Origin of the sequence: Pseudomonas sp. RIT-PI-q (assembly GCF_001297125.1) — a bacterium.
In the GTDB taxonomy this organism is placed as follows: domain Bacteria; phylum Pseudomonadota; class Gammaproteobacteria; order Pseudomonadales; family Pseudomonadaceae; genus Aquipseudomonas.
Map to the genome: position 1 here is coordinate 49,472 of NZ_LHPC01000077.1, position 24,956 is coordinate 74,427.

Annotated in this window: 22 protein-coding genes; 10 read left to right on the top strand and 12 right to left on the bottom strand. The window is 60.5% G+C overall.

The window, feature by feature from the left end; genetic code table 11:
- The first annotated feature begins 123 nt into the window (after positions 1-123).
- Genes AEQ67_RS32015 through AEQ67_RS32030 form a run of 4 tightly spaced genes read left to right on the top strand, consistent with a single transcriptional unit; the run spans position 124 to position 2,842 of the window.
- Complete coding sequence (locus AEQ67_RS32015; protein WP_059407747.1) at positions 124-429, top strand: hypothetical protein; 306 nt, start codon at positions 124-126, stop codon at positions 427-429.
- Entirely contained in the window at positions 429-1,289 is an 861-nt protein-coding gene (locus AEQ67_RS32020; protein ID WP_059407749.1) for a DUF72 domain-containing protein, read from the top strand. Before AEQ67_RS32015 ends, AEQ67_RS32020 begins: the two co-directional genes overlap by 1 nt.
- Positions 1,290-1,322: 33 nt before the next feature.
- A complete protein-coding gene (locus AEQ67_RS32025) occupies positions 1,323-2,144 on the top strand; it encodes an isocitrate lyase/PEP mutase family protein (protein ID WP_059407751.1) in 822 nt (273 codons plus the stop codon).
- 2 nt (positions 2,145-2,146) lie between these two features.
- Positions 2,147-2,842: an extensin-like domain-containing protein gene (locus tag AEQ67_RS32030; RefSeq protein WP_059407753.1), complete on the top strand. Its 696-nt coding sequence runs from the start codon at positions 2,147-2,149 to the stop codon at positions 2,840-2,842.
- Between the two features lie 3 nt (positions 2,843-2,845).
- On the opposite strand, the gene AEQ67_RS32035 is transcribed toward AEQ67_RS32030, so the two are convergent.
- Entirely contained in the window at positions 2,846-3,466 is a 621-nt protein-coding gene (locus tag AEQ67_RS32035; RefSeq protein WP_059407755.1) for a hypothetical protein, read from the bottom strand.
- 93 nt (positions 3,467-3,559) lie between these two features.
- Here AEQ67_RS32035 and AEQ67_RS32040 point away from each other — a divergent pair, with 93 nt between their 5' ends.
- Positions 3,560-4,342: a class I SAM-dependent methyltransferase gene (locus AEQ67_RS32040; RefSeq protein WP_059407758.1), complete on the top strand. Its 783-nt coding sequence runs from the start codon at positions 3,560-3,562 to the stop codon at positions 4,340-4,342.
- Between the two features lie 114 nt (positions 4,343-4,456).
- On the opposite strand, the gene AEQ67_RS32045 is transcribed toward AEQ67_RS32040, so the two are convergent.
- Positions 4,457-5,095 carry a TetR/AcrR family transcriptional regulator gene (locus tag AEQ67_RS32045; protein WP_059407759.1) on the bottom strand — a complete coding sequence of 213 codons (639 nt, stop codon included), beginning with the start codon at positions 5,093-5,095 and terminating at the stop codon, positions 4,457-4,459.
- A gap of 93 nt (positions 5,096-5,188) precedes the next feature.
- On the opposite strand from AEQ67_RS32045, the gene AEQ67_RS32050 reads away from it, so the two are divergent.
- The 3 genes from AEQ67_RS32050 (at position 5,189) to AEQ67_RS32060 (ending at position 11,218) form a co-directional block, all read left to right on the top strand.
- Entirely contained in the window at positions 5,189-6,289 is a 1,101-nt protein-coding gene (locus tag AEQ67_RS32050; protein WP_059407761.1) for an efflux RND transporter periplasmic adaptor subunit, read from the top strand.
- 6 nt (positions 6,290-6,295) lie between these two features.
- Positions 6,296-9,361, top strand: a complete 3,066-nt coding sequence (locus AEQ67_RS32055) for an efflux RND transporter permease subunit (protein ID WP_059407762.1) — start codon at positions 6,296-6,298, stop codon at positions 9,359-9,361.
- 510 nt (positions 9,362-9,871) lie between these two features.
- Complete coding sequence (locus AEQ67_RS32060) at positions 9,872-11,218, top strand: Fic family protein (RefSeq protein WP_059407764.1); 1,347 nt, start codon at positions 9,872-9,874, stop codon at positions 11,216-11,218.
- 112 nt (positions 11,219-11,330) lie between these two features.
- Here AEQ67_RS32060 and AEQ67_RS32065 read toward each other — a convergent pair whose 3' ends face one another.
- From AEQ67_RS32065 to plsB, 3 genes are all read right to left on the bottom strand, one after another.
- The gene (locus AEQ67_RS32065) at positions 11,331-12,020 is read right to left on the bottom strand and encodes a DUF4197 domain-containing protein (protein ID WP_059407766.1); all 690 of its coding nucleotides are present in this window, start codon (positions 12,018-12,020) and stop codon (positions 11,331-11,333) included.
- Between the two features lie 27 nt (positions 12,021-12,047).
- Positions 12,048-12,446 (bottom strand): YbaY family lipoprotein, encoded by a 399-nt coding sequence (locus AEQ67_RS32070; RefSeq protein WP_059407768.1) that lies wholly within the window; start codon positions 12,444-12,446, stop codon positions 12,048-12,050.
- Positions 12,447-12,596: 150 nt separating this feature from the next.
- The gene (plsB, locus tag AEQ67_RS32075; protein ID WP_059407771.1) at positions 12,597-15,089 is read right to left on the bottom strand and encodes a glycerol-3-phosphate 1-O-acyltransferase PlsB; all 2,493 of its coding nucleotides are present in this window, start codon (positions 15,087-15,089) and stop codon (positions 12,597-12,599) included.
- 165 nt (positions 15,090-15,254) lie between these two features.
- Here plsB and AEQ67_RS32080 point away from each other — a divergent pair, with 165 nt between their 5' ends.
- Positions 15,255-15,464 carry a cold-shock protein gene (locus AEQ67_RS32080; protein ID WP_010462862.1) on the top strand — a complete coding sequence of 70 codons (210 nt, stop codon included), beginning with the start codon at positions 15,255-15,257 and terminating at the stop codon, positions 15,462-15,464.
- A 117-nt stretch (positions 15,465-15,581) separates the two neighbouring features.
- On the opposite strand, the gene AEQ67_RS32085 is transcribed toward AEQ67_RS32080, so the two are convergent.
- From AEQ67_RS32085 to AEQ67_RS32100, 4 genes are all read right to left on the bottom strand, one after another.
- Entirely contained in the window at positions 15,582-15,959 is a 378-nt protein-coding gene (locus AEQ67_RS32085; RefSeq protein WP_059407773.1) for a hypothetical protein, read from the bottom strand.
- 83 nt (positions 15,960-16,042) lie between these two features.
- Positions 16,043-16,852, bottom strand: a complete 810-nt coding sequence (locus tag AEQ67_RS32090; RefSeq protein WP_059407775.1) for a putative RNA methyltransferase — start codon at positions 16,850-16,852, stop codon at positions 16,043-16,045.
- A complete protein-coding gene (gene dapE / locus AEQ67_RS32095; protein WP_059407777.1) occupies positions 16,852-18,003 on the bottom strand; it encodes a succinyl-diaminopimelate desuccinylase in 1,152 nt (383 codons plus the stop codon). Before dapE ends, AEQ67_RS32090 begins: the two co-directional genes overlap by 1 nt.
- A gap of 197 nt (positions 18,004-18,200) precedes the next feature.
- Positions 18,201-20,792, bottom strand: coding sequence for a glycosyltransferase (locus AEQ67_RS32100; protein ID WP_059407780.1), 2,592 nt, complete (start codon positions 20,790-20,792; stop codon positions 18,201-18,203).
- A gap of 462 nt (positions 20,793-21,254) precedes the next feature.
- Here AEQ67_RS32100 and tcdA point away from each other — a divergent pair, with 462 nt between their 5' ends.
- A complete protein-coding gene (gene tcdA / locus AEQ67_RS32105; RefSeq protein ID WP_161807497.1) occupies positions 21,255-22,067 on the top strand; it encodes a tRNA cyclic N6-threonylcarbamoyladenosine(37) synthase TcdA in 813 nt (270 codons plus the stop codon).
- An 84-nt stretch (positions 22,068-22,151) separates the two neighbouring features.
- Here the strand turns inward: tcdA and AEQ67_RS32110 are convergent, their stop codons facing one another.
- The 3 genes from AEQ67_RS32110 to dapD form a co-directional block, all read right to left on the bottom strand.
- The gene (locus AEQ67_RS32110; RefSeq protein WP_059407783.1) at positions 22,152-22,556 is read right to left on the bottom strand and encodes a SufE family protein; all 405 of its coding nucleotides are present in this window, start codon (positions 22,554-22,556) and stop codon (positions 22,152-22,154) included.
- Complete coding sequence (locus AEQ67_RS32115; protein WP_059407785.1) at positions 22,553-23,758, bottom strand: aminotransferase class V-fold PLP-dependent enzyme; 1,206 nt, start codon at positions 23,756-23,758, stop codon at positions 22,553-22,555. The genes AEQ67_RS32110 and AEQ67_RS32115 overlap by 4 nt, the downstream gene beginning before the upstream one ends.
- 160 nt (positions 23,759-23,918) lie before the next feature.
- On the bottom strand, positions 23,919-24,953 hold the full coding sequence (gene dapD / locus AEQ67_RS32120) for a 2,3,4,5-tetrahydropyridine-2,6-dicarboxylate N-succinyltransferase (RefSeq protein ID WP_059407787.1): 1,035 nt from the start codon (positions 24,951-24,953) through the stop codon (positions 23,919-23,921).
- Positions 24,954-24,956: the final 3 nt, after the last annotated feature.

Below are 24,956 nucleotides of genomic sequence, written 5' to 3' on the forward strand. Positions count from 1 at the left end.
TCGTCGATTTATACTGCCCACTTTTAAACCTTTTCGCTTTTCTGTGTTCTAGTTATCACTCGGCGGTTTGCGCAGCTCCTTTAGCGCCACTAAACTGCCATCATTGATACCGGACATGTACTCATGCGTATAGACGGCCTTTCTTCTCAGTCCTACCCCATCAAGCGCCAGCCTCGCAAAGGCCAAGTGGTGGAGGACGAGTCCGTCGATATCGACGGCGAGCTGGAAATCCCCTCCGAAGAGCAACTGGCCGCCCGCGCCGCCAAAGCCTCTGCGCAACGCTTGAGCAATCTTCCCGCCCGTCAACAAGACATGCTTTACCACCGCGCCATGAGCAACAGCGTCGCGAAAGCCCTGGCCAGCTACCTGAGCACCGCCGGTTTTGTCGATTGGGATACCGATGTGCTGGGTCTCGACCTGTACATCTGATGGTGCTGCCTTACTACCTCGGTTGCCCGTCCTGGAGTGAAAACGCCTGGCGCGACAACCTGTATCCGCAAGACGCCAAACCCGCCGAATTTCTAAATCTCTATTCCCAAGTGTTCAACGCCGTGGAAGGCAATACGACCTTCTACGCGAGCCCGTCTGCCGCCACCGTGCAGCGCTGGGCCGAGACCATGCCCGAACACTTTCGCTTCACCGCCAAGTTTCCCGGCGACATCAGCCACAGCGGTGACTTGCGCGAACAACTGACCGCCGCCGAAACCTTTCTGCAATTGCTCAGTCCGCTCGGCGAGCGGGTTTCTCCGATCTGGCTGCAACTCTCCAAAAGTTTTACCCCGCAACGATTGTCGGAGCTGGCCGGATTCATCGACGTGATGGATCGCCCGCTGGCCGTCGAAGTGCGGCATGACGATTTCTTCGCCAAGGGCGATGCCGAGCGCCAGCTCAATCGCCTGTTGCTGGATCGCGGCGTCGAGCGTATCTGCCTCGATCCGCGTGCGCTGTTCAGTTGCACGTCGACCGATCCATCGGTGCTCCACGCACAATCGAAAAAGCCCCGGGTTCCGCCCCGTCCGGCGGCGTTCACCCAATTTCCGCAGGTGCGCTTCATCGGCCACCCGCAGCTTGAGGCCAACGATCCGTTCCTGGTGCCGTGGGTGGAGAAAATCGCCTTGTGGATCGAAGAAGGCCGCACGCCGTATATCTTCCTGCACACCGCCGACAACCTGCTGGCCGCCAAACTGGCGCAACGTTTTCACGCAAAACTGATGCTGCGTTTGCCTGGCTTGCCGCCGCTGCCTGAGCTATACAGAGAACCCGCCGCGGAGCAACTTGGCCTGCTCTGAAGCGGATTCCTTGCCCTTTTCAGGAGCCTGACAATGGATGCGCAAACCCTTCGAGCCCAGGCGTTCAAAGCCCTGCATGAACGCGACGGCGCTTTTGTGATTCCCAACCCCTGGGACGCCGGCTCGGCGAAAATGCTCGCCAGCCTTGGCTTTGAGGCACTGGCGACCACCAGTGCCGGTTATGCCTTTTCCCAAGGACGTCCCGACGGTGCATTGAACCTCGACGATACCCTGGCGAACGTTCGCTCGATTGTCGCGGCCACCGATTTGCCGGTCGCGGTCGATTTGGAAAACGGTTTTGCCGACGATCCTGCCGAATGCGCCCAAAGCATCTTGCAGGCTGCAGCCGTAGGCGCCGTTGGCGGTTCGATCGAAGATGCCACCGGGCGCGAAGACGGTCCGATCTACTGTTTCGAACACGCGGTGGCGCGCATCGAAGCTGCAGTCGCGGCGGCGCGCAGCTTGCCTTTTCCGTTCACGCTGACGGCTCGCGCGGAGAACTTTCTACACGGCATTCCCGATCTCGCCGATACGATTCGCCGTTTGCAGGCCTTCGCCGAGGCCGGTGCCGACGTGCTGTATGCGCCGGGTCTGCGCAGTGCTGAAGATGTATTAGCAGTGGTGCGCGCCGTGGCGCCGAAACCGGTCAATGTGTTGATGTCCGGTGGGCTCAAACTGACGGTCGAGCAGTTGAGCGAGATGGGCGTCAAACGCATCAGCGTCGGGTCGGCCCTGGCGCTGGCGGCGTATGGCGAGTTCTTTCGTGCGGCCGAAGAGATCCAGACCTCGGGCACGTTTGGCTTCACCTCTCGGTCCATGCCGTACCAGAAAGCCAATCAATTCTTCAAAGGCTGAACATGCGGTTCCTCAGGGTTTTGCTGGTGCTGGTGTTGATCATCGGCACGGCGGCGGTGAGCGTCTGGCATGGCTGGATCTCGCTGCCGCCGCAGTGGAACCCTTGGGCGCCGCTGGACGTGAAGGCCGCCCCCAACCTGTTGACCCGCTACAAACTGATGCGTCTGCGCGATGATCCGCAGTTGTGCGATCAAGCCCTGATCAGTTCCGGGTTAAGCGTGACTCACATGGCCGACAGTCCTGACGCGAAGTGCCCGTTGACCAATACTCTGCGCGTGCAGGGCGGCGAGGTGGCCCTGAGCAGCAGCTTCCTCGCCAGTTGTCGCTTGGCGGTGTCGTTTGCACTGTTCGAGCGCCACGCGCTGCAACCGGCGGCACAAGCGGTCTATGGGCAGGCGGTGACGCATGTCGATCATCTCGGCAGCTTTGCCTGTCGCAACGTCTATGGCCGCGAGAACGGCAGGCTCAGCCAGCATGCCAGCGCCAATGCGCTGGATATCGCCGGGTTCAGATTGGCCGACGGCCACTCCATCAACGTGCTCAAGGACTGGCCGAAAGAAAATCAGGACGCACGGTTTTTGCGTCAGGTCCGTGATGGCGCCTGCGACATGTTCAGTGTGGTGTTGAGCCCGGACTACAACGCCGCCCACCGCAATCACTTTCATGTGGATGTCGGGCCGTGGTGGCTGTGTCGCTGAGGTTTAGGCGGCGATGCGCAGGTTTTGCAGGATGATCGGGCGAGCCCAGCCGTTATCGAAATCGAGTTGTTTCTGTTGCGCCACCAGTTCTTCAGGCGAGAACGGCGGGAAGGGCTTGTCCAGCAGATGCCGGTCGAACTCGGCAATCGGCAAGGGCAATGGGCGCGGGGGGGGGGCCGGGCCGGCTTCTGGCAGAGGCTGACCTGCGGTCAGTACGAGCGGGCGAACCCAGCCGCTTTCGAAATTCTGTTGTTGCTGTTGAGCGACGATTTCTTGCGCCGGGAACGGTGGGAAAGGTTTGTCGGCCAGGTCCATTTCGAACTCGGCAATCGGCAGGAACAGCGGCTCGGGCGGGCGAACTTCGGTGTCCTTCACGTCACATTCACGCTGGGCAACAATGTGCGCCAGCAGGTCGCTGCCAACCGTGGGTTCGACCGGGCTGTCGAGATCGACCGGTGGAAAGTTGAGCGATTCCGGCAGCACCTCGCCCGACTGATCGGCCAGCGCACGGGCAAAGAAATCCTGCCAGATGTGACTGACGCCGCTCAGTGCCTGGGTGTTTCGCAGGTTGTAATCGCCGTAGGGCGAGATAAAACCTGTGATTGTGGGTTGAATGTCTGACATTTCTCTCGGTCGACGCTCAGCTCTGGCAAAATGCTCGATAGTTTTGTTATCGGCCGTTTTTGCCGATCATTAATTTTTTGAGCGTGTTTTCCCATGATTGAGCAACCTGCGGCCTGCCGCATCCATGTCGAGGCCTTGGGCGCGACGTTTCAGCCACAGGCCGAGCAATGGGCCGAGCGCCTGGGCTTGCCATTGCAGGTGGATGACGGTGAGTTCGCCTTGCAGGTGGGCGACCAGGGTTTGCAGCTGCAGCAACTGGGTCCGGACGCACCGGGGCCGGTGCGGGTGGACTTCGTCGAGGGTGGCGCCGCCCATCGTCGGTTGTTCGGTGGTGGCACGGGGCAGATGATCGCCAAGGCGGTTGGCATTGCCCAGGGCGTGCGTCCGCGGGTGCTGGATGCCACGGCGGGGCTGGGCAAGGATGCGTTCGTGCTGGCGAGCCTGGGTTGCGAGATGAGCCTGATCGAACGTCAGCCGTTGATCGGCGCCTTGCTTGAAGATGGCCTGGCGCGCGGCGCGGAAGATTTCGACGTGGCGCCGATCGTGGCGCGGATGCGCTTGCTCAAGGGCAATTCGATCGAGGTGATGCGCAATTGGGAAGGCGAGCCACCGCAGGTGATCTACCTCGACCCGATGTTCCCCCATCGTGAGAAAACCGCGCTGGTGAAGAAGGAAATGCGCTTGTTCCGGCCGCTGGTTGGCGATGATCCGGATGCGCCGGCACTGCTCGAAGCGGCGTTGGCGTTGGCCAGCCACCGGGTGGTGGTCAAGCGCCCGCGCAAGGCGCCGTGCATTGCGGGGCCGAAGCCGAGTCATGCGCTGGATGGCAAGTCCAGTCGGTATGACATTTATCCGAAGAAAGCGCTGAAGCCCTGAGACCGAGTCGCTTTCTTCGCGGGCAAGCCTCGCTCCTACAAGGTCATCACCGTCCCTGTAGGAGCGAGGCTTGCCCGCGAAGGCGTCCGCCCGAACACTACAAACCCATCAGGCTCACTCAGGCCGATAAGCCCGCATAAACAACCCCACCACTTCCCGCACATGGCTCTCCGCCGCATCCCCGGTCAGCGGCTCGCCACAGCCATACAACAAACGAAAATTCCCCGCGCCCTTGAGCAGGCAGAAGAAATGCTCAGCCGCGTTGTGCGGTTTGTCGATGCTCAAGGCGCCACTCTGATCAACCTTGCTCAGCAACCGCTCCATGCCATGCAGCATGCGCTCCGGCCCGGCCTCGAAGAAGATCTGCGACAGTTTCGGGTCCTGGCTGCCCAGCGTCATCATCAACCGATGCAGGTTGACCGACTCGTCGCTGTTGATCAGCTGATGAAAGCCGCGTGCGATGTTCAGCAGTACCGTTTCCACCGCAACGCCGTCCGGCAATTCGAAAAACAGCGTAGGCAATTGCTCTTCGCACTTGGCCACCACGGCGGCGGAGAACAGTGTCTCCTTGTCGTTGAAATGGCTGTAGACCGTCAGCTTCGACACGCCGGCCTCGGCGGCCACGGCGTCCATGCTGGTGTTGGCATAGCCATTACTCAGAAACAGAATTTTCGCCGCATCGAGGATCGCTTGGCGCTTGGCCAGATCCTTGGGGCGGCCCGGACCGTTAGGTGCTGAAGGATTGTTCGGCATATTCGCTTTTATTACTGGACTGGTGAGTTTGCTATTAATAACATACTGGTCAGTATAATTATTCCAAGCACCATTAGCGAAAGGTCCTTCACCATGTTCCGCTATGCCTTGCCCCTCGCGTTGCCAGTCAGCCTGGCGATTTTATTGACGGCGTGTGGTCACGAAGAGGCGCCGCAAGTCACCGTGCGGCCGGCCATGGTGGTGCAGCCAGAGCCTTCGGCCCAGGCAATGGAAAGCTTTCCCGGTGAAGTCCGCGCACGCTTTGAGCCGGACCTGGCGTTTCGCATCGGTGGCAAAGTCAGCCGACGACTGGTCGAAGAAGGGCAGCGGGTCAAGGCCGACCAGCCTCTGGCAGAGCTCGACCCGCAGGACGTGCGCCTGCAACTGGAAGCCACCCGTGCCCAAGTCGCAGCGGCCGAAGCCAATCTGAGCATGGTTCGCGCCGAGCGCGATCGTTACAAGACCTTGATGGACCGTCAGATGGTCAGCCGCTCGCAGTACGACAATGCCGAAAACCTCTACCGATCCGGTGAAGCGCGCCTGAAGCAAATCAAAGCCGAGTTCAACGTCTCGACCAACCAGGCGAGCTACGCGGTGCTGCGCGCGCCTCAGGACGGTGTGGTGGCCAAACGGTCGGTGGAAGTCGGGCAAGTGGTGGCGGCGGGGCAAACGGTGTTTACCCTGGCGACCGATGGCGAGCGCGAAGTGTTGATCAGCCTGCCGGAACAGAGCTTCGGCCGTTTCAAGGTCGATCAACCGGTGTCGGTGGAACTCTGGACCCAACCCGATCAGCGTTTCGCCGGGCGTATCCGTGAGCTGTCGCCGGCGGCCGATCCAAAATCGCGCACCTTCGCCGCGCGCATTGCATTCACCGCCGGCAAAGTCCCCGCCGAACTTGGCCAGAGCGCCCGAGTGTTCGTGCAGACCGCCGATGTGGTCCCGCTGTCCGTACCACTTTCCGCACTGACCGCAGAAAACGGTACGACCTACGTCTGGGTCGTCAGTGCCAACAACACCTTGAAAAGGACCCCGGTGCGCGTTGGCGCCTTCGGCGAGAAAACCGTGCCGGTGCTCGAAGGCCTGAACGCCAGCGACTGGGTGGTGGCGGCCGGTGTCCATGTGCTTCTCGAAGGGCAGCAGGTGCGCCCGGTGGATCGCTCCAACCGCGTGGTCAATCTGGCGGACAAGGAGTAATCCCCGATGGGTTTCAATCTTTCCGAATGGGCGCTGCGTAATCGCCAGATCGTACTGTTCCTGATGCTGTTGCTGGCAATCGTTGGCGCACTTTCCTACACCAAGCTTGGCCAAAGCGAAGACCCGCCGTTCACCTTCAAGGCCATGGTCATTCGTACCAACTGGCCGGGCGCCACGGCGCAGGAAGTGTCGCGTCAGGTCACCGAACGCATTGAAAAGAAGCTGATGGAAACCGGTGAGTACGAACGCATCGTGTCGTTCTCGCGCCCGGGTGAATCCCAGGTCACGTTCATCGCCCGCGATTCCATGCACTCGGTGCAAATCCCGGAGCTCTGGTATCAGGTCCGCAAGAAGATCAGCGACATTCGCCACACCTTGCCACCGGGTATTCAGGGTCCGTTTTTCAACGATGAATTCGGCACCACTTTCGGCAACATCTACGCCCTGACCGGCGATGGTTTTGACTACGCGGTGCTCAAGGATTACGCCGATCGCGTGCAGATCCAGCTGCAACGGGTCAAGGATGTCGGCAAGGTCGATCTGCTCGGGCTGCAGGACGAAAAGATCTGGATCGAACTCTCCAACGTCAAACTCGCCACCCTTGGTTTGCCTTTGGCGGCGGTGCAGCAGGCGCTTGAAGAGCAGAACGCGGTGTCCACTGCCGGGTTTTTCGAAACCACCAGTGAGCGTTTGCAGCTACGGGTCTCGGGGAATTTTCAGACAGTCGACGAGATCAAGAACTTCCCGATCCGCGTAGGCGATCGCACTTTCCGTATCTCGGACGTGGCGAACGTGCGCCGTGGCTTCAACGATCCTCCCGCGCCGCGCATGCGTTTCATGGCCGAAGACGCTATCGGCCTGGCCGTGGCCATGAAGGACGGCGGCGACATTCTGGTGCTGGGCAAGGCGCTGGAAATCGAGTTCGCCCGAATCCAGAAAAACCTTCCGGCCGGCATGCAATTGCGCAAGGTCTCCGACCAGCCTGCGGCGGTGAAAACCGGTGTTGGCGAGTTCGTCCAGGTGCTGGTGGAAGCCCTGGCGATCGTGCTGCTGGTGAGCTTCTTCTCCCTCGGCGTGCGCACCGGCATGGTGGTGGCGCTGGCGATTCCGCTGGTGTTGGCGATGACCTTCGCCTGCATGTACTACCTTGGCATCGGCCTGCACAAGATTTCCCTCGGCGCGCTGGTGCTGGCGCTGGGCTTGCTGGTGGACGACGCGATCATCGCCGTGGAAATGATGGCGATCAAAATGGAGCAGGGCTTCGACCGGATCAAGGCCGCCAGTTTTGCCTGGACCAGCACCGCGTTCCCGATGCTCACCGGCACGCTGATCACGGCGGCGGGATTTCTGCCGATTGCCACCGCGCAATCGGGCACGGGCGAATACACCCGTTCGATCTTCCAGGTGGTGACCATCGCGTTGCTGGCGTCGTGGGTGGCGGCGGTGGTGTTTGTGCCGTATCTGGGGGAAAAACTCCTGCCGGACCTGGCGAAAATTCATGCAGCCAAACACGGTACTGATCAGCCAGACCCTTACGCCACGCCTTTCTATCAGCGGGTTCGGCGTCTGGTGGAGTGGTGCGTGCGTCGGCGTAAGACGGTGATCACGGCCACGGTGATTTTGTTCATCGCCTCGGTAGTCCTGTTCCGTTTTGTGCCGCAGCAATTTTTCCCGGCATCGGGCCGACTGGAATTGATGGTCGCCCTGAGGCTGGCCGAGGGTGCGTCCCTGAGCAACACCGCCGATGAGGTCAAGCGCCTCGAAGCGCTGCTCAAGGATCACGCCGGCATCGACAATTACGTGGCCTACGTCGGCACCGGTTCGCCGCGCTTCTTCCTGCCGCTGGATCAGCAACTGCCTGCGGCGAGCTTCGCGCAGTTTGTCGTCCTGGCGAAAACCATTGAGGACCGCGAACCCCTGCGGACCTGGCTGATTGAAACCCTCAACGAACAATTCCCGGCCCTGCGCTCGCGGGTTACCCGTCTGGAAAACGGCCCGCCAGTGGGTTATCCGGTGCAGTTCCGGGTGACCGGTGAGCACATCGAGGAGGTCCGTGCGCTGGCGCGTAAAGTTGCGGCCAAGGTTCGTGAGAATCCGCATGTGGTCAACGTTCACCTGGACTGGGAAGAGCCGAGCAAAGTCGTCTACTTGAATGTCGATCAGGACCGCGCACGGGCGCTTGGCGTGAGCACGGCGAACCTGTCGAAGTTCCTGCAAAGCTCACTGACCGGTTCCAGTGTCAGCCAGTACCGCGAAGACAATGAGTTGATCGAGATTCTGTTGCGCGGCACGTTGCATGAGCGCACGGAGTTGTCGTTGCTGCCGAGTCTGGCGGTGCCGACTGACAACGGTCGCAGTGTGGCGCTGTCGCAGATTGCGACCCTCGAATATGGCTTTGAAGAGGGCATTATCTGGCACCGCAATCGCCTGCCGAACGTGACGGTTCGGGCCGACATCTACGGCAAGGAGCAGCCGGCGACGTTGGTGCAGCAGATCATGCCGACCCTCGATCCGATTCGCGCCGAGCTGCCGGATGGGTATTTGCTGGATGTCGGCGGTACGGTGGAGGACTCGGCTCGCGGGCAGAATTCGGTGAAGGCCGGTGTGCCGTTATTTATCGTGGTGGTGTTGACGTTGCTGATGCTGCAGTTGCGCAGTTTCTCGCGCACGGTGATGGTGTTTCTGACGGCACCGTTGGGGTTGATTGGGGTAACGCTGTTTTTGATGGTGTTTCGTCAGCCGTTCGGGTTTGTGGCCATGCTCGGGACGATCGCGTTGTCGGGGATGATTATGCGTAACTCGGTGATTCTGGTGGATCAGATCGAGCAGGATATTGCGGCTGGGCTTAAGCCTTGGCAGGCGATTATCGAGGCGACGGTGCGGCGCTTTCGGCCGATTGTGTTGACGGCGCTGGCGGCTGTTTTGGCGATGATTCCGTTGTCGCGCAGTGTGTTTTTCGGGCCGATGGCGGTGGCGATCATGGGCGGGCTGATTGTGGCTACGGCGTTGACGCTGCTGTTTTTGCCGGCGTTGTATGCGGCTTGGTTTCGTGTTCGCAAAGATACGGTTTGATGGTTGGTCTTGGCGGCCTTCGGGCCGGCCAGATTTTGCTTGGTTGTGTACATAGGCCTTCCATGCCGGGTTGCCCGTTGCGCAGAACCTGCGCTCGGCCTCACGAAGGGCGGTGCATCAACATCAAAAGCAGGCGAGCTAACGCTCGACCTGTAGGAGCTGGCTTGCCAGCGAAGGTCGTTAACGATGACGCGTTTTAACAGGATAAACGTTGCGCATTCGAGTCCTTCGCTGGCAAGCCAGCTCCTACAGGGGATTGGTGGGCGAGACAAACACGTGGTCACACATACGCTCAAGGTAGGAGCTGGCTTGCCAGCGAAGGCGTCTTCCGAGCCGACCCATCTTTGTCATATGTACACCACTCGACATTTTGATTTCGCTGGCCCAGTTATCCGTGCATCGCGAGCAAGCTTTGCTCCTACACCTATTTCAGACTCGTCTGATATTGAGACATGGAGGTCACAGTGTTGTACTCAAAACTCAATGTTATGAGTTTTTGAGGCAGTACCGATGAGAAAGCCGCCCATGCTGAAGGGGAGATCCGACCCGGTGTTCGATCGGCTTGGGCAGTCGCCGCACAAGGAACGCCTCTCGGATTACCTGGCATTGCTCAAGCCTCTGGACGATCAGGGGCGCTATCTCCCTTTCGATGAATTGCGTTTTCGCTGGGCGCCGGGTCTGGATGCGAATGTGTGCTGGGCATTGGTCAAGAAAGCCCGGAACGCCCAATATTCCAGTCTTCTACCCTTGGGTGAGCCCGTTCAGTGGGGGCGTTTCGTGTTGACGCCGCTGGCGCAAAAAACCATTTCCGCCGTGGACCGGCAAACGACGACGGCTGCGCTGGAATACATGACCGGTCAGATCGGTGAGCGTGCGCATTTCAGCTATTGGCTCAACGATCTGATCGAAGACGAAGCCATCAGCAGCAGTCAGCTGGAAGGTGCCGCCACGACCACTCGGGTGGCCAAGGACATGCTCAAGCGCAACCGCCTGCCACGTACGCCGGATGAACGGATGGTTATTGGCAATTACAAGATGATGAATTTTGCCTGGGAAAAGCGTTACGCCCCCTTGAGCACCGAGTTGATTGCGGCGATGCATCGCGTCGGCGTTGAGGGCATCAATGATCCGCAGTATTCGCCAGGGGCATTCAGGGTCAATGATGATGTGGTGGTGCAAGACGGCGAAGGTAATACGGTACACACACCGCCTTCCGCCGACGGACTCGTGTCACGTTTGCGGATGCTGTCAAAGTGGATCAACCAGTCCCACGACGACCCCGATCACTCGGGTTATCTTCATCCGCTGATCAAAGGCATCGCCCTGCACTTTGTGCTGGGTTATGAGCACCCGTTTCGCGATGGCAACGGTCGGGTCGCGAGGGCGTTGTTTTACTGGTTTATGTTCAAGCACGATTTTTCGGCATTTCGCTACATCGCGATCAGCATTTTGCTGCGCAACGCGCCGGTGAAGTACGGGCGCTCCTATCTGCACACAGAAGCCGACGATCTGGATTTGACTTATTTCATCGATTTCCAGTGCTCGGTCATCCTGCGCGCTGTCGGCCGTTTTACCGAGGCTTATCGGAAAAGTCTGGCAGTTGCCGAGAACTTTGATCGATGGCTGTTGGCGTCCGGTTTTTTCGACCGGCTCACCGAGAAGCAGCGCGCCGTCTACCACGTGGCCAAGAGCGGCATGGCCAAGGAATTTACGGCGGTCAATGTGAAAGAGAATCTGGAGTGTTCCTACAACACCGCAGCGGCCACGCTGAACGGGTTGGTCGAGTTGGAGGTATTCGAGAAAAGGAAGATGGGCCGCGAGTGGGTGTTTTTTCTGCGTCCAGCCTCCGCCACCTGAACCACTGTAGGAGCGAGCCTGCTCGCGATGGCGACGTATCAGCCGAAACTCATGTTGACTGACACGACCTCATCGCGAGCAGGCTCACTCCCACAGGTTTTTGCGCCAGGGCTTAGAGGGTGCCGAATACTTTCTTGGCCAGGCTGGTCGCCGCCGCAGCCGGGTTTTGGCGAATGGTTTCTTCCTGTTTACCAATCATCTCGAACAAACCGTTCAACGCTTGCTCGGTCACGTAGCTCTCGATGTTGGCATTTTTCGTGTCGATCACGCCCAGGGTCGCGGCTTGCCCGGCGAACGAGTTGTACTGCTTGGCCAGGCCGACCTGGTCGGTGGCTTGCTTGACGATGGGCAGGAACTTGACGCGGATCTGTTCGCGACTGGTTTTGCTCAGGTATTGGGTGGCGGAGTCTTTGCCGCCGCTGAGAATCCCTTTGGCGTCCTCCACGCTCATCTTTTTCACCGCATCCACGAGGATCGGCTGAGCCTGGGTCACGGCAGTTTCGGCTGCTTTGTTCATGCTGACTTCCAGCTGTTCAACCTGGTCGCCCATGCCGAACTGTTTCATTTTGCTGGCGGCTTTGCCCAGTTTGCCTGGCAGTTCGATTTTCACATCCGGGTTGTTGCTGAATCCGCCCGGCGTGCCGAGTTGCTTCACGGCGAGTTGTGCGCCTTGTGTCAGTGCGTCCTTGAGGCCACCGGTGGCGTCTTTTTGCGACAGGTCACTGAGCGACAACGCCAGGGCGCTGGCGGAGATCATCAAGCCTGCGCACAGGCCGGCGAAGCGAAGGGTAGGGCGGAGCATGGAAGTTTCCTTGTTTGAATGAGGAAATTAGCGGACGGCGTCGACGCGGATTTTCAGCGGCTGTGGATCCTTGCCGTCAAGTTGCACGGCGTGATGCTCGGTGTTGATGAACATCAGTTTACCGTCGACTTCGATGCGCGCGCTGATCGAATAACGATGGCCAGGTTTGACCTGCGCCGGATCGTAACTCAGATGAAACGGCAGCGGCACCTGGCCTTTGACCTGGCCTTTCTGTTCATCGAGCACCACAGCTGGCGCATCAGCCAGGGACACATCCTGCAGGCTGACGCTCAAGATGGCGGTTGGCGGCAGGGCAATTCGTTGCAGGTAGAAGACTTCGCCATCGAGGCTGGTTTTGGCGGCGGGTGGTATGGACTGGCAGGCTCCGAGCAACGCAATAAGCCCCAGAAGCGAAAGTTTTTTCATGAATTAAATCCTTGTTGACGCTGGATGAGGTGGGCAAGCATATCGCTTGGGTGGCGAACCCCATGTAGGGAAAGTCCTGCGTTGGGTAGCGAATTAATAACCAGCTGGATAAGAAGCTTCCTTGCTTCTATAAGACCCTGCATCGATGTCTCAGACCGGCGTGACCCACTCCGCCGCATCTTCACTGCGATGCAACGCCACCTGACGGATCGACAAGCGAATCTCCGCCGGCAATACCCGTTTCGCCGCGCCTTCGGCGAGTTCGCCCAGCAGTTCGTGGTAGCTCAGCTTGCCGGCTTCATCGCGCTTGAGTACGTCGAGGTCGAGCATCGTCTGGATGAAGTGACGGAACAGGCTCTTGTCGAAGAACTCCGGGGCGTTCAGGCCATGCAGGATCGACAGGCGCTGGGCCATGACGGTGCAGAGGTCTTCCAGTTCTTCGGCGCTGATGCTGTTCTGGCCGCTGTTGAGTAGCAGGGACACGGTCATGTAGAAGCGTTGCAGGGTCTGAGCGATGCTTTTCGACAGCAGCGTCAGCAGCACGAAATGCCGCGAGCTTGGCGCTGGACGCAGGTAGACGTCGTTCTCGAAACGCAGCAGGCCTTGTTCGACGAACGCCTCCAGCCATTGATCGATCACCGCATCCAGCTCGTCCAGCGACCAGCGAATGAACAGCTCCGCTTGCAGGTACGGGTACAGCGCGCGGGTGTAGCGCAGGATCTGTTCGCGGCTCATGCGCGACGCGCTCTGGAAGAAGCTCGCCAGCAATGCAGGCAGCGCGAAGATGTGCAGCACGTTGTTGCGGTAGTAGGTCATCAGGACGGCGTTCTGCTCGTCCAGGTACAGAATCTTGCCCAGCGCATCGCTCTGCTCGGACAGCAGGTCCATGTCCTTCACATGCTCGATCAGCGCCCGGCCATCACCTTCAGGCAGCGTGGTGTGCGGCGAATACGGGACCTTGCGCAGCAGCGCCAGGTACAGATCGAGCACCCGCGCCATGGCGCGATCATCGAGGGCCAGGCGACTGGTAGACAGCAACGCCAAAGCCACCAGGTTGACCGGGTTGATCGCCGCCGCTTCGTTCAAATGCTGTGCGACTTTTTCGCCGAGACGGTGGGTGGTTTCGTGGAGCCAGGCCGGTTTGTACTGCGGGCCGAGTTCCTGTTGACGCCAGTCTGGCTGTTCGCTGTCGAGGAACTCCGCCAGTTTGATCGGCTCGCCGAAGTTCACCGCGACCTGCCCGAAGCGCTGCTTGAGCGCGCCGATGACTTTGAAGATGTCGAAGATCGACTCTTTCTTCTTGGTCGCGCCGCGCAGTTCGCCGAGGTAGGTCCGGCCTTCCAGCACACGTTCGTAACCGATGTAGACCGGGATGAAGACGATCGGCATCCGCGAGGAACGCAGGAAGCTGCGCAAGGTAATCGCGAGCATCCCGGTTTTTGGTTGCAGCATGCGCCCGGTGCGCGAGCGGCCGCCTTCGACGAAATACTCCACCGGGAAACCTTTGGTGAACAAGGTGTGCAGGTATTCGTTGAACACCGAGGTGTAGAGCGGGTTGCCCTTGAACGTGCGGCGCATGAAGAACGCGCCGCCACGGCGCAGCAGGCTGCCGATGACCGGCATGTTGAGGTTGATCCCGGCGGCGATGTGCGGCGGGGTCAGGCCGTTGCGAAACAGCAGGTACGAAAGCAACAGGTAGTCGATGTGGCTGCGATGGCACGGCACATAGATCACTTCGTGACCCTGGGCGACGTTCTGCACGCCTTCGATGTGATTGACCTTGATGCCGTCGTAGATCTTGTTCCAGAACCAGCTCAGCACCACTTCCAAGAAACGGATCGCGGTGTAGGTGTAGTCCGAGGCGATCTCGTTGCCATAACGCAGGGCTTGGGCCTTGGCTTTCTCCGGGGAAATGTTCTCGCGCTCGGCTTCGTCGAGGATCGCTTGCTTGACCAGTGGCTGATTGAGCAGGCCTTTGACCAGGTTGCGGCGGTGGGAAATGTCCGGGCCGATGACGGCGGCTTTCAGGTTGCGAAAGTGCACCCGCAGAATCCGCTGGGCCATGCGTACAGTGCGTTCGTGGCCCTTGTTGTGGTCGATCAGCTCGCGCAGGTGGATCGGCGCGGAGAACTGCACGCGGGTCTTGCGGCCCAGCACAATGATGCTGAGCAAACGGCGCAGGCGCCCGGTGACCGCCCAACTGTCGGCGAAGAGCAATTTCCACGGGCTCGATTCGCTGTCCGGCGACTGACCCCAGAACACGCTGACCGGAATGATCTGTGCGTCTTCAACGGCGTTCTGGCTCAAGGCGCTGACCAGTCGGGTCAAGGTCGGCGGCGCGCCACGCTTGTCCTGGCGGCCGAGCCAATCGGGCTCTGGCGTCAGGTAAAAGAACGCGGCGGGTTCCTCCAGTGTTCCCACCGATACCGGCAACACCGGGCGGGGCAGGCCAGCCTTGCTGCATTCGGTGTCGACCACGGCGAGGTCAGTCAGCGAAGGGTTTTGCAGGACGTAGAACACCGGACGACTGCGGTCGAGGTTGAGGGTGAACGACGACTGGTTGATCGTCTCCGAGCGAACCCAGAGGTACAACAGTCGGCGCAGGGTGCCAAACACCAGACGGCGGAACGGGGAGCGGGTCATACGGCTTCTGCTTGAGTGAGTAAAACCGAGCGTTTGCTCGGGCGGTCGATAGTGTGCCGGATTCGTCGAAAATCGGCAAAAAAGCGCGTAAGTAAAGTGAGTTGAGAGTTTTGGCGCCTGTCATATACTCGACCGCTCAAAATAAAAACAAGGGGGTAACGAGACATGGCTACGCGCGAAACCGGCAATGTGAAGTGGTTCAACGATGCCAAGGGTTATGGCTTCATTCAGCGCGAGGATGGGGTGGACGTGTTCGTGCACTACCGCGCGATCCGTGGCGAAGGGCACCGTTCGCTGGCTGAAGGCCAGCAGGTTGAATACGCCGTGGTGACCGGCGAGAAAGGATTGCAGGCTGAGGATGTTGTAGGTCTGTAAGTCGCTCTTCGAATCACACATGACCTGTAGGAGCGAGGCTTGCCCGCGAAGCTTTTAGCGCCAGTGATGGCCCCTTCGCGGGCAAGCCTCGCTCCTACGGGTTTGTGCAGTGGCTGATTACGCGGTTTTCCAGGTGATTTCTTCTTCGCCATCAGCGCTGATGCGCATCCAGCGATCGGCCGTTTCTTCACCTTCTTCCTCGACCCAGCTACCCGGTGCGCAACGCACTTCGACGTTCAGCGCGGCGAACGCGGCGCGGGCGCAGGCGATGTCGTCTTCCCACGGCGTCTGGTCGCTTTCCAGGTACAGGCTGTTCCATTTTCCTACGGCTTTCGGCAGCCAGGTGACGGGCACGTTGCCGGCCTTGCACTTGTAGGTCTGGCCTTTCTGAACCCAGTCGGTGCACGGGCCCAATGCGGCGCCCAGCCAGGCGGCGACGGCTTTGTAATCGACGTCGGCGTCTTTCAGGTAAATCTCGATATCGGGTTGGCGCATGGATGTCCTCACTGCGGGTCTGAAAAATCCATTCGCGGATTTAGCCGGCCTCAAGCCATTGCTCGAGGCCAAAAAATAAAAATTTATTGAAGAACGAAATAATCGTAGCGCATCGAGACGGTGACCTCGAACGGCTCGACCTGCTCAATGACCGCCGCCCGACGTTCAGCGCTGGCGCGCCAGCCGTGAGGCGTCATGGCCAGCAGGTTCGCACGGTCCTGACCCTTTTCCAGCGTCAGTTTGAATTCCAGCGTTTCGCTGTGCTCCAGCGCCATGCCTTCCGGCACCAACGCCAAGTGCTTGTCGTCAGTGTATTCACGGACTTCGTCGTACAGCCGCTCACGCAATTCCATCAGATGGCCGCTGGTCGGCCCGACTTTCATCAAGCCGCCACCAGGGCTGAGCAGGCGTTTGGCTTCCTCCCAGTCCAGCGGGCTGAAGACACTGGCGAGGAACTGGCAGCTGCCAGAGGCCAACGGCACCCGCGCCATACTGGCGATCAACCAGGTCAGCTGCGGGTTGCGTTTGCAGGCGCGTTTGACCGCTTCCCGGGAGATGTCCAGCGCGTAACCGTCGGCATGGGGCAAGGCTTCGGCGATTTGCGCGGTGTAGTAACCCTCGCCACAGCCAATGTCGAGCCAGCGCTGCGGTGCGTACTGCGTCGCCAGTTCAGCCAGGCGCTTGGCCACCGGCGCGTAATGGCCGGCGTTCAAAAAGTCGCGTCGGGCCTCGACCATCGCCAGGTTATCCCCAGGGTCGCGGCTGTTCTTGTGCTGTACCGGCAACAGGTTCAGGTAACCCTGGCGCGCGCGGTCGAAACGATGCCCGGCGGGGCAGGCCACGCCGTTGTCGACCGCATTCAGCGGGTCGCTGCAGATTGGGCAGGCGAGCATCAGGCGAGCAACTTGATCAGGGTCTGGTAGTAGATTTCGGTCAGCACGTCGAGGTCGGCGGCCAATACCCGCTCGTTGACCTGATGGATCGTTGCGTTGACCGGGCCCAGTTCAACCACCTGAGTGCCCATGGTCGCGATGAAGCGCCCGTCGGAGGTGCCACCACTGGTGGAAGCTTTGGTGTCGCGACCGGTGATGTCCTTGATGCTTGATGCCACGGCATCCAGCAGTGCGCCCGGCTCGGTCAGGAATGGCAGGCCGGACAGCGCCCAGTCGATGTGCCAGTCCAGGCCGTGTTTGTCGAGGATGTCGGCGACGCGCTTTTGCAGGCCTTCAACGGTGGATTCGGTGGAGAAGCGGAAGTTGAACACCGCCACCAGGTCGCCCGGGATCACGTTGGTCGCGCCAGTGCCGGAATTCACATTGGAGATCTGGAAGCTGGTCGGCGGGAAGAAATCGTTGCCGTGGTCCCAATGCTCGGCGGCCAGTTCAGCCAGGGCCGGGGCGGCGAGGTGGATCGGGTTCTTCGCCAGGTGCGGATACGCCACGTGACCCTGCACGCCGCGCACGGTCAGCTTGGCGCCGAGCGAGCCGCGACGGCCGTTCTTGACCACGTCACCGACCAGCGTGGTGCTCGACGGTTCGCCGACGATGCACCAGTCCAGGCGTTCCTTGCGCGCGGCGAGGCGTTCGACCACAGCCTTGGTGCCGTGGTGCGCCGGGCCTTCTTCGTCGCTGGTGATCAGGAAGGCGACCTTGCCTTTGTGATCCGGGTAGTCGGCGACGAAACGCTCGGCGGCCACGGTCATCGAGGCGAGGCTGCCTTTCATGTCGGCCGCGCCACGGCCGCAGAGCATGCCGTGTTCGTCGATCAACGCGTTGAACGGCTCGATCTGCCACGCCGTCACCGGACCGGTCGGGACCACGTCGGTGTGACCGGCGAAGCACAGCACCGGACCGTCGTGTTTGCCGTGGGTGGCCCAGAAGTTATCCACATCTTCGATGCGCATCGGTTCCAGTGTGAAACCGGCATCGCCCAGGCGCTGCATCATCTGCTTCTGGCAATCGGCGTCGACCGGCGTCACGGACGGACGGCGGATCAGGTCGATGGCGAGTTGAAGGGTCGGCGAAAGGTCGGCGTGGGCCGTCATGGAAAACTCCAGAAGCTGTAAATATGTAGGAGCGAGGCTTGCCCGCGAAGAACGATGATGAGGTGTATCTGTTACACCGAGTCGCTTCATTCGCGGGCAAGCCTCGCTCCTACAGGATTGGTGCTGGGCGCGCAAAATGGCGGTTATCTTAAAGCAAAACGGCGGCCTTGGCCGCCGTTTAGGGCATCGGTGCTGAGTTAGACGGGGGGTGGAGGGTCGGCCTCGGCGGCCGGTTTCGGCAGCGAAGACAGGAACGCCATGACCAACGCCGCCAGGTACGGCAGCGACTGCACCAACAACATCGTCACCCAGAAGCGGATGTCGTTGCTCGGCAGGCCCTGCACCAGGAAGATCCCCAGCGCCGCGCCCCACAACAGCAGCATGATGAACACCTCTTCCCGCGCCTCCGAAATCGCCACCCAGAAGCCGTGGTTATCGGCGTTTTTCGGTGTACGGAAGAACGGAATGCTGCTGGTGAAGAAGCCGTACAGCACCGCTTTGGCGATGGTGTGCGACAACGCCAACCCGGCCAGTGCCGCGCAGAACGCATCCTTGAGGTTGACCCCGACCGCACGGCGGTAGAGGAAGATGATCTTGCCGACCTTGAACACGAACAGCGCCAACGGCGGGATCGCGAAAATCAGCAACGGTGGATCAACCCGCTGCGGCACGATGATCATCGCCGCCGACCACAACAGGGCGCCGACGGTGAAGAAGATGTTCATGCCGTCCGCCACCCACGGCAACCAGCCCGCGAGGAAGTGGTAACGCTGGCCACGGGTCAGCTCGGTGTCCTTGCCGCGCAACAGGCTGGCGGTGTGACGCTTGATGATCTGAATCGCGCCATAAGCCCAGCGGAAACGCTGTTTCTTGAAGTCGATAAAGGTATCCGGCATCAAGCCTTTGCCGTAGCTGGTGTGGTAATACGCCGCCGACAGGCCTTTTTCGAATACCCGCAAGCCCAACTCGGCGTCTTCACAGATGCACCAGTCGGCCCAGCCCAGTTCCTCGAGCACCGAACGTCGGGTCATGGTCATGGTGCCGTGCTGGATGATCGCGTCACGGTCGTTACGGGTGACCATACCGATGTGGAAGAAGCCTTTGTATTCCGCGTAGCAGAGCTTCTTGAAGGTGCTTTCGTTCTGGTCGCGATAATCCTGTGGCGACTGCACCACGGCGATTTTCGGATCGGCGAAGTGCGGCACCATGTGCTTGAGCCAGTTCGGATCGACGCAGTAATCCGAGTCGATGACGGCAATGACTTCGGCGTCCTTGGCGGTGTGCGGAATCAGGTAGTTCAGTGCACCACCCTTGAAACCGGCCAGCGGCGCGACGTGGAAGAACTTGAAGCGCGGGCCGAGGGTGGCGCAGTAGTCGCGCACCGGTTCCCAGACCGCCGGGTCCTTGGTGTTGTTGTCGATGAGCAGGACTTCGAAGTCCGGATAGTCGAGGTTGGCCAGGGCGTTGAGGGTCTGTTTGACCATCTCCGGCGGCTCGTTGTAGCAAGGAACGTGAATTGAGACTTTCGGCCGGTAGTCCGAATCGCCCACCACCGGCAGGAATTCACGCCGGCGCTTGTGGGTCCAGACCGCTTCGGCCAGTTCGTGGGCCTCGGTCAGCAGCACGATAAACACCCCGAGCGCACCGAGGGCGAGCAAGAAGCCCACCGTCAGGCTGAACCAGGTGCTGTATTGCTGGCTGTAGTCATAACCGATCCACACCAGAACCGAACCGCAGAGGAACGCGATAAACGTCAGGAAGGTGCGGCCACGTTGGCGCAGGGCCGAGCCGTCGATCATCAGCAAGGTTAGGGACAGCAAGGCCAGCACGGCCGAGCCGATGGCGAGCACGCGCCATTGCGGAATGGCGACGACCGGGCCTTCGAAGTTGAATTTCTGCTGGCGTGCGGCGTTGAACACGCCCCAATACGCACCCACCGAACCTTCGTCAGTGGCCTTCCACGGCTGGTCGAAGGCTTCGATCACGAAGTAGTTGAAGCCTTGGCGATTGAGCTTATTGACCAAGGTGCGCAGGTAGATCGCCTGGTCCGCCGGGCTCGAATCGGTGCCGCCACGCATGCGGCCGTTGCTCGGCCAGCCAACCTCCGAGAGCAGCAGCGGTTTTTTCGGGAACAGCTTTTTCAGGTCCCGGGCGCGATCGAGGACGAATTGACCGGCCTTGTCCACCGGGATGAATTCCCAGTAAGGCAGAACGTGCGCGGCGATCAGGTCGACGTGCTTGGCCAGCTCCGGATGTTCTTCCCAGACGTGCCACTGCTCGGACGTGGTCACCGGCACTTTGACGGCGGCGCGGACGCGATCGAGGATCACGCTCAGTTCCGCTGCGGTAATTTCCTTACGGAAAATCGCCTCGTTGCCTACAACTACGCGAACCACGCTGCGCGAGGTGTTGGCCAGTTCGATGGCGCGCAGGATCTCGCGTTCGTTGCGTTCCTGGTCCGGGCTGATCCAGATCCCCAGGGTCACCCGCAGGCCGAACTCTTCCGCCAGTTTGGGAATGTCCTCCAGCGTGCCGTCGACCGAGTAGGTACGGATGTTGTCCGTCAGCTTGCTCATGATCTCCAGGTCGCGACGCATTTCATCGTCGGTCGGGTACTGGTCTTTCTGTGGGTACTGGCCTTGTTGAAACGGCGAGTACGAAAAACCGGAGATCTGTTCAGGCCAGTTGGGGGCGGTGACCGGGCGATTGATCAGCGCCCAGAAGCCGGTAAACAAGGCAGCGATGGCAAGCACCACCACCAGGTTGAGTCCAAATTTACGCGATGACATAGCTTTTTCGGGTTCCAGAGGCTGTGGAACGAAGGAACGGTCGGCATACTGCCAAGGGGCGCGCATCCTACACCGGGCGTTCACTGACCGTACAGCGGACAGGGAAAAGCCGGACGTTGGGCAATCCAACTCGGTTTAAGTTCTTTGGACCTCGCAGGTTAAATCTTGGTTCTGTGAACCTGATTAAAACGGCCAGGACGCCCCATGACGCCCCTTGTAGCAGCTGCCGAAGGCTGCGTTCGGCGGCGAAGCCGTCGTAAACCCTGACTGCGCGGTACATCTGAGACACCTCAGGGCCTGGTTTTACGACTGCTGCGCAGCCGAACGCAGGCTTCGCCAGCTGCTACAAAGTAGGCGTTGTTGCACAGTGACAGGGATTAGCCAGCACGCCCGTTCATAGCGCAAAGATGCTCTTCGTCGCCGACGGCCCTATAATGCGCGCCGGTTTTTGGGGTAATGGTCATGAGCACAGAAGATCCGCGGTTTGCAGGCATCGCCCGTTTGTATGGCATTGAAGGCCTGGAGCGCTTGCGCGCGGCCCATGTGGCGATAGTCGGCGTCGGTGGCGTCGGTTCCTGGGCGGCGGAAGCCGTGGCCCGGTGTGGCGTGGGCGAGATTTCGCTGTTCGACCTCGACGACGTCTGCGTCAGCAACGCCAACCGTCAGTTGCATGCGCTGGACAGCACCGTCGGCAAACCCAAGGTCGAGGTGATGGCCGAGCGCCTGCGCGGGATCAACCCGGATTGCACGGTGCACGCGGTGGCGGATTTCGTCACCCGCGAGACCATGGCCGAGTACATCACGCCGAACATCGACTGCGTGATCGACTGCATCGACAGCGTCAACGCCAAGGCTGCGCTGATCGCCTGGTGCAAGCGCCGCAAGATCCAGATCATCACCACCGGTGGCGCGGGCGGGCAGATCGACCCGACGCTGATCCAGGTCTGCGACTTGAACCGTACCTTCAATGACCCGTTGGCCTCGAAAGTGCGCTCGACGTTGCGCCGCGACTACAACTTCTCCCGCACTGTGACCCGCCATTACAGCGTGCCGTGCGTGTTCTCCACCGAGCAGCTGCGTTATCCGAAACCGGATGGCAGCATTTGTTTGCAGAAGAGTTTTGTCGGTGATGGCGTGAAGCTCGACTGTGCCGGAGGTTTTGGCGCGGTAATGATGGTGACGGCGACGTTCGGCATGGTTGCGGCGACCAAGGCTGTGGATAAGATCGTGGCCGGGGTGCGACGGCCGGCGGACCGCATCAAGCCCGAGGCTTGACACCACCCCCTGTAGGAGCTGGCTTGCCAGCGAAGGCGATATACCTGACGCACCGCGGTGTCTGGATCGCCAGCAAGCCGGCTCCTACAGGGCTAACTCTCGCATTCGCTGGAGCACGGCATTCAAGCCATTACTGCGCGATGGCGATAATTGTCGCGACAACCCCAACTGATTGAACCAATCCGGCAAATCCACTTGCTGCAACTCAACCGCCGACAACCCATTGACCCGCGCCAGCAACAACGCCACCAACCCGCGAATCAACCGCGCATCGCTGCTCGCGGCGAACTGCCAGTGACCGTCCTGCAACGCGCCCACCAACCACACCTGGCTTTCACAGCCATGCACGCGGTTGGCTTCAACGCGATCCAAATCGCTCAACGCCGGCAGGCGATCGCCCCATTGCATCAGCAATCGCGCCCGTTGTTCCCAACTCCCGGCTTGTTCAAAGGCGTTCAGCGCCAGAGCCGCATCCGCAGGCAAACTCATCGCAACATCTCCAGCGCCTGATCCAGCGCTTCAAAGAAGCGTTCCAGATCCTCGGAGTCGTTGTACAGCGCCAACGAAACCCGAATCGCCCCAGCCAGTTCGAAGCTTTTAAGCAACGGCATGGCGCAGTGATGACCGGCGCGCACGGCGATCCCCTGTTCGGTCAGCAGGTGTGCCAGATCGGAGTTATGCACACCCTCGACGACAAAACTGGCCAGCGCCAGTTGCGGCTTGCCCAGCAACCGAATGCCGTTGCGCGCCTCAAGGCCTTTGAGCAGGTAGTCATGTAGCGCCGCTTCATGGGCAGACACGGCGTCCTGATCGAGCCCGGCGAGGTAATCCAGGGTCGCCCCCAGTCCAATCACCCCGGCAATCGGCGGCGTACCCGCCTCGAAACCCAGCGGTGCTGGGCGAAAACGAGCGCTTTGGTAATCAGCATCCAGCACCATTTCACCGCCGAACTGCCAGTGGCGCAGTTGTTTAAGCGCTTCGTTGCGCCCGAACAGCACGCCGAGGCCGTCGGGACCGTAGAGCTTATGGCTGGAAAACACATAAAAGTCGCAACCCAGCGCCTGCACGTCATGCCGGCCGTGGACCACGCCTTGGGCGCCATCGACCACGGTCAAGGCGTTGTGCGACTTGGCCAGCGTCAAAAGCTGCGGCAATGGCTGCCAGGCGCCGAGCACATTCGATAGCTGGCTGACCGCCAACAGACGAGTTCGCGGGCCGATCAACGACGCGGCGATGTCCAGATCAATCAAACCGTCCACATCCAGCGGCAGGATCACCAGTTTCAGATCGCGACGCTGGGCCAGTTGCTGCCACGGCAGCAGGTTGGCGTGATGTTCCAGGGCGCTGATGACAATTTCATCGCCCGGATTGAATAAGTGCTCCAGGCCATAAGCCAGGAGGTTCAGCGCGCTGGTGGCGCCGTGAGTAAAGATGATTTGCCCGCAATCGCCGGCATTGAGCCAGTGTGCGACTTTGCTGCGGCTGCTCTCGAACGCTTGGGTGGCGTGGGCGCCGGGCAAGTGTTGCGCCCGATGCACGTTGGCCGCGCCGTTGGCGTAGTAATGCGTCAGGGCATCCAGCAGGGCTTGAGGTTTTTGCGTAGTGGCGGCGTTGTCCAGATAGGTCTGGTCTTGCCGTTGCAGAGCGGCGATGGCCGGAAAATCGGCGCGCCAGGGAGAGGCAATCATCATGTCATTCGGCCCTAATGAACATGAGCGAGTGTACGCCTGACCTCCCTGACCCTGTAGGAGCGAGGCTTGCCCGCGAAGGCGTCATCACTGACGCCAAAAGCTTCGCGGGCAAGCCTCGCTCCTACAAGGGCAGGGTGCAGGTGATCGTTTGACGCTGTGCTTAGTTGTGTGCGTGCAGCGCTTCGTTCAGTTCGATCGCCGATTTATGGGTTTTGCATTCCACGGCACCGGTTTCCGAATTGCGGCGGAACAGCAGGTCAGGTTGACCGGCCAGTTCACGCGCCTTGACGACTTTGACCAGCTTGTTGTGCTCGTCCAGCAGCGCCACTTTGGTGCCGGCGGTGACGTACAGGCCCGATTCAACGGTGTTGCGGTCGCCCAACGGGATGCCGATACCGGCGTTCGCGCCGATCAGGCAGCCTTCACCGACCTTGATCACGATGTTGCCGCCGCCCGACAGGGTGCCCATGGTCGAGCAACCGCCGCCCAGGTCCGAGCCCTTGCCGACGAAGACGCCAGCCGACACGCGGCCTTCGATCATGCCCGGGCCTTCGGTGCCGGCATTGAAGTTGACGAAACCTTCGTGCATCACGGTGGTGCCTTCGCCCACGTAGGCGCCCAGGCGGATACGCGCGGCGTCAGCGATACGCACGCCGGCCGGCACCACGTAGTCGGTCATTTTCGGGAACTTGTCCACCGAGAACACTTCCAGCAGCTCGCCACGCAGACGGGCTTCCAGTTGATGCTCGGCCAGTTCGCTCAGGTCGATCGCGCCCTGGCTGGTCCAGGCCACGTTCGGCAGCAGCGGGAACACGCCGGCCAGGTTCAGGCCGTGCGGCTTGACCAGGCGATGGGACAGCAGGTGCAGCTTGAGGTAAGCCTCAGGCGTGGAGGTCAGTTGAGCGTCTTCGGCCAGAATGGTCGCGACCAGCGGCTTGTGGCTCTCGGCCAGACGGGTCAGCAATGCAGCCTGGGCAGCGTCGACGCTTTTCAGCGCTTCGGCCAGTTGCGAGGCCTGGGCGGTGCTGAACGCGATGGCCTGATTGCCTTCGGTGTAGCCCAGGACCGGCGCGATGGCAGCGACCAGTTCGGCCGATGGATTGAGCAGTGGCTGCGCGTAAAACACTTCCAGCCATGCGCCTTGACGGTTTTGAGTGCCGACACCAAAGGCCAGGCTGAACAGGGTAGTGGACATGTT

Coding starts and splice junctions, on each gene's coding strand:
- AEQ67_RS32015 (WP_059407747.1), top strand. CDS start 124: ATGCGTATAGACGGCCTTTCTTCTCAGTCCTACCCCATCAAGCGCCAG.
- AEQ67_RS32020 (WP_059407749.1), top strand. CDS start 429: ATGGTGCTGCCTTACTACCTCGGTTGCCCGTCCTGGAGTGAAAACGCC.
- AEQ67_RS32025 (WP_059407751.1), top strand. CDS start 1,323: ATGGATGCGCAAACCCTTCGAGCCCAGGCGTTCAAAGCCCTGCATGAA.
- AEQ67_RS32030 (WP_059407753.1), top strand. CDS start 2,147: ATGCGGTTCCTCAGGGTTTTGCTGGTGCTGGTGTTGATCATCGGCACG.
- AEQ67_RS32035 (WP_059407755.1), bottom strand. CDS start 3,466: ATGTCAGACATTCAACCCACAATCACAGGTTTTATCTCGCCCTACGGC.
- AEQ67_RS32040 (WP_059407758.1), top strand. CDS start 3,560: ATGATTGAGCAACCTGCGGCCTGCCGCATCCATGTCGAGGCCTTGGGC.
- AEQ67_RS32045 (WP_059407759.1), bottom strand. CDS start 5,095: ATGCCGAACAATCCTTCAGCACCTAACGGTCCGGGCCGCCCCAAGGAT.
- AEQ67_RS32050 (WP_059407761.1), top strand. CDS start 5,189: ATGTTCCGCTATGCCTTGCCCCTCGCGTTGCCAGTCAGCCTGGCGATT.
- AEQ67_RS32055 (WP_059407762.1), top strand. CDS start 6,296: ATGGGTTTCAATCTTTCCGAATGGGCGCTGCGTAATCGCCAGATCGTA.
- AEQ67_RS32060 (WP_059407764.1), top strand. CDS start 9,872: ATGAGAAAGCCGCCCATGCTGAAGGGGAGATCCGACCCGGTGTTCGAT.
- AEQ67_RS32065 (WP_059407766.1), bottom strand. CDS start 12,020: ATGCTCCGCCCTACCCTTCGCTTCGCCGGCCTGTGCGCAGGCTTGATG.
- AEQ67_RS32070 (WP_059407768.1), bottom strand. CDS start 12,446: ATGAAAAAACTTTCGCTTCTGGGGCTTATTGCGTTGCTCGGAGCCTGC.
- plsB (WP_059407771.1), bottom strand. CDS start 15,089: ATGACCCGCTCCCCGTTCCGCCGTCTGGTGTTTGGCACCCTGCGCCGA.
- AEQ67_RS32080 (WP_010462862.1), top strand. CDS start 15,255: ATGGCTACGCGCGAAACCGGCAATGTGAAGTGGTTCAACGATGCCAAG.
- AEQ67_RS32085 (WP_059407773.1), bottom strand. CDS start 15,959: ATGCGCCAACCCGATATCGAGATTTACCTGAAAGACGCCGACGTCGAT.
- AEQ67_RS32090 (WP_059407775.1), bottom strand. CDS start 16,852: ATGCTCGCCTGCCCAATCTGCAGCGACCCGCTGAATGCGGTCGACAAC.
- dapE (WP_059407777.1), bottom strand. CDS start 18,003: ATGACGGCCCACGCCGACCTTTCGCCGACCCTTCAACTCGCCATCGAC.
- AEQ67_RS32100 (WP_059407780.1), bottom strand. CDS start 20,792: ATGTCATCGCGTAAATTTGGACTCAACCTGGTGGTGGTGCTTGCCATC.
- tcdA (WP_161807497.1), top strand. CDS start 21,255: ATGAGCACAGAAGATCCGCGGTTTGCAGGCATCGCCCGTTTGTATGGC.
- AEQ67_RS32110 (WP_059407783.1), bottom strand. CDS start 22,556: ATGAGTTTGCCTGCGGATGCGGCTCTGGCGCTGAACGCCTTTGAACAA.
- AEQ67_RS32115 (WP_059407785.1), bottom strand. CDS start 23,758: ATGATGATTGCCTCTCCCTGGCGCGCCGATTTTCCGGCCATCGCCGCT.
- dapD (WP_059407787.1), bottom strand. CDS start 24,953: ATGTCCACTACCCTGTTCAGCCTGGCCTTTGGTGTCGGCACTCAAAAC.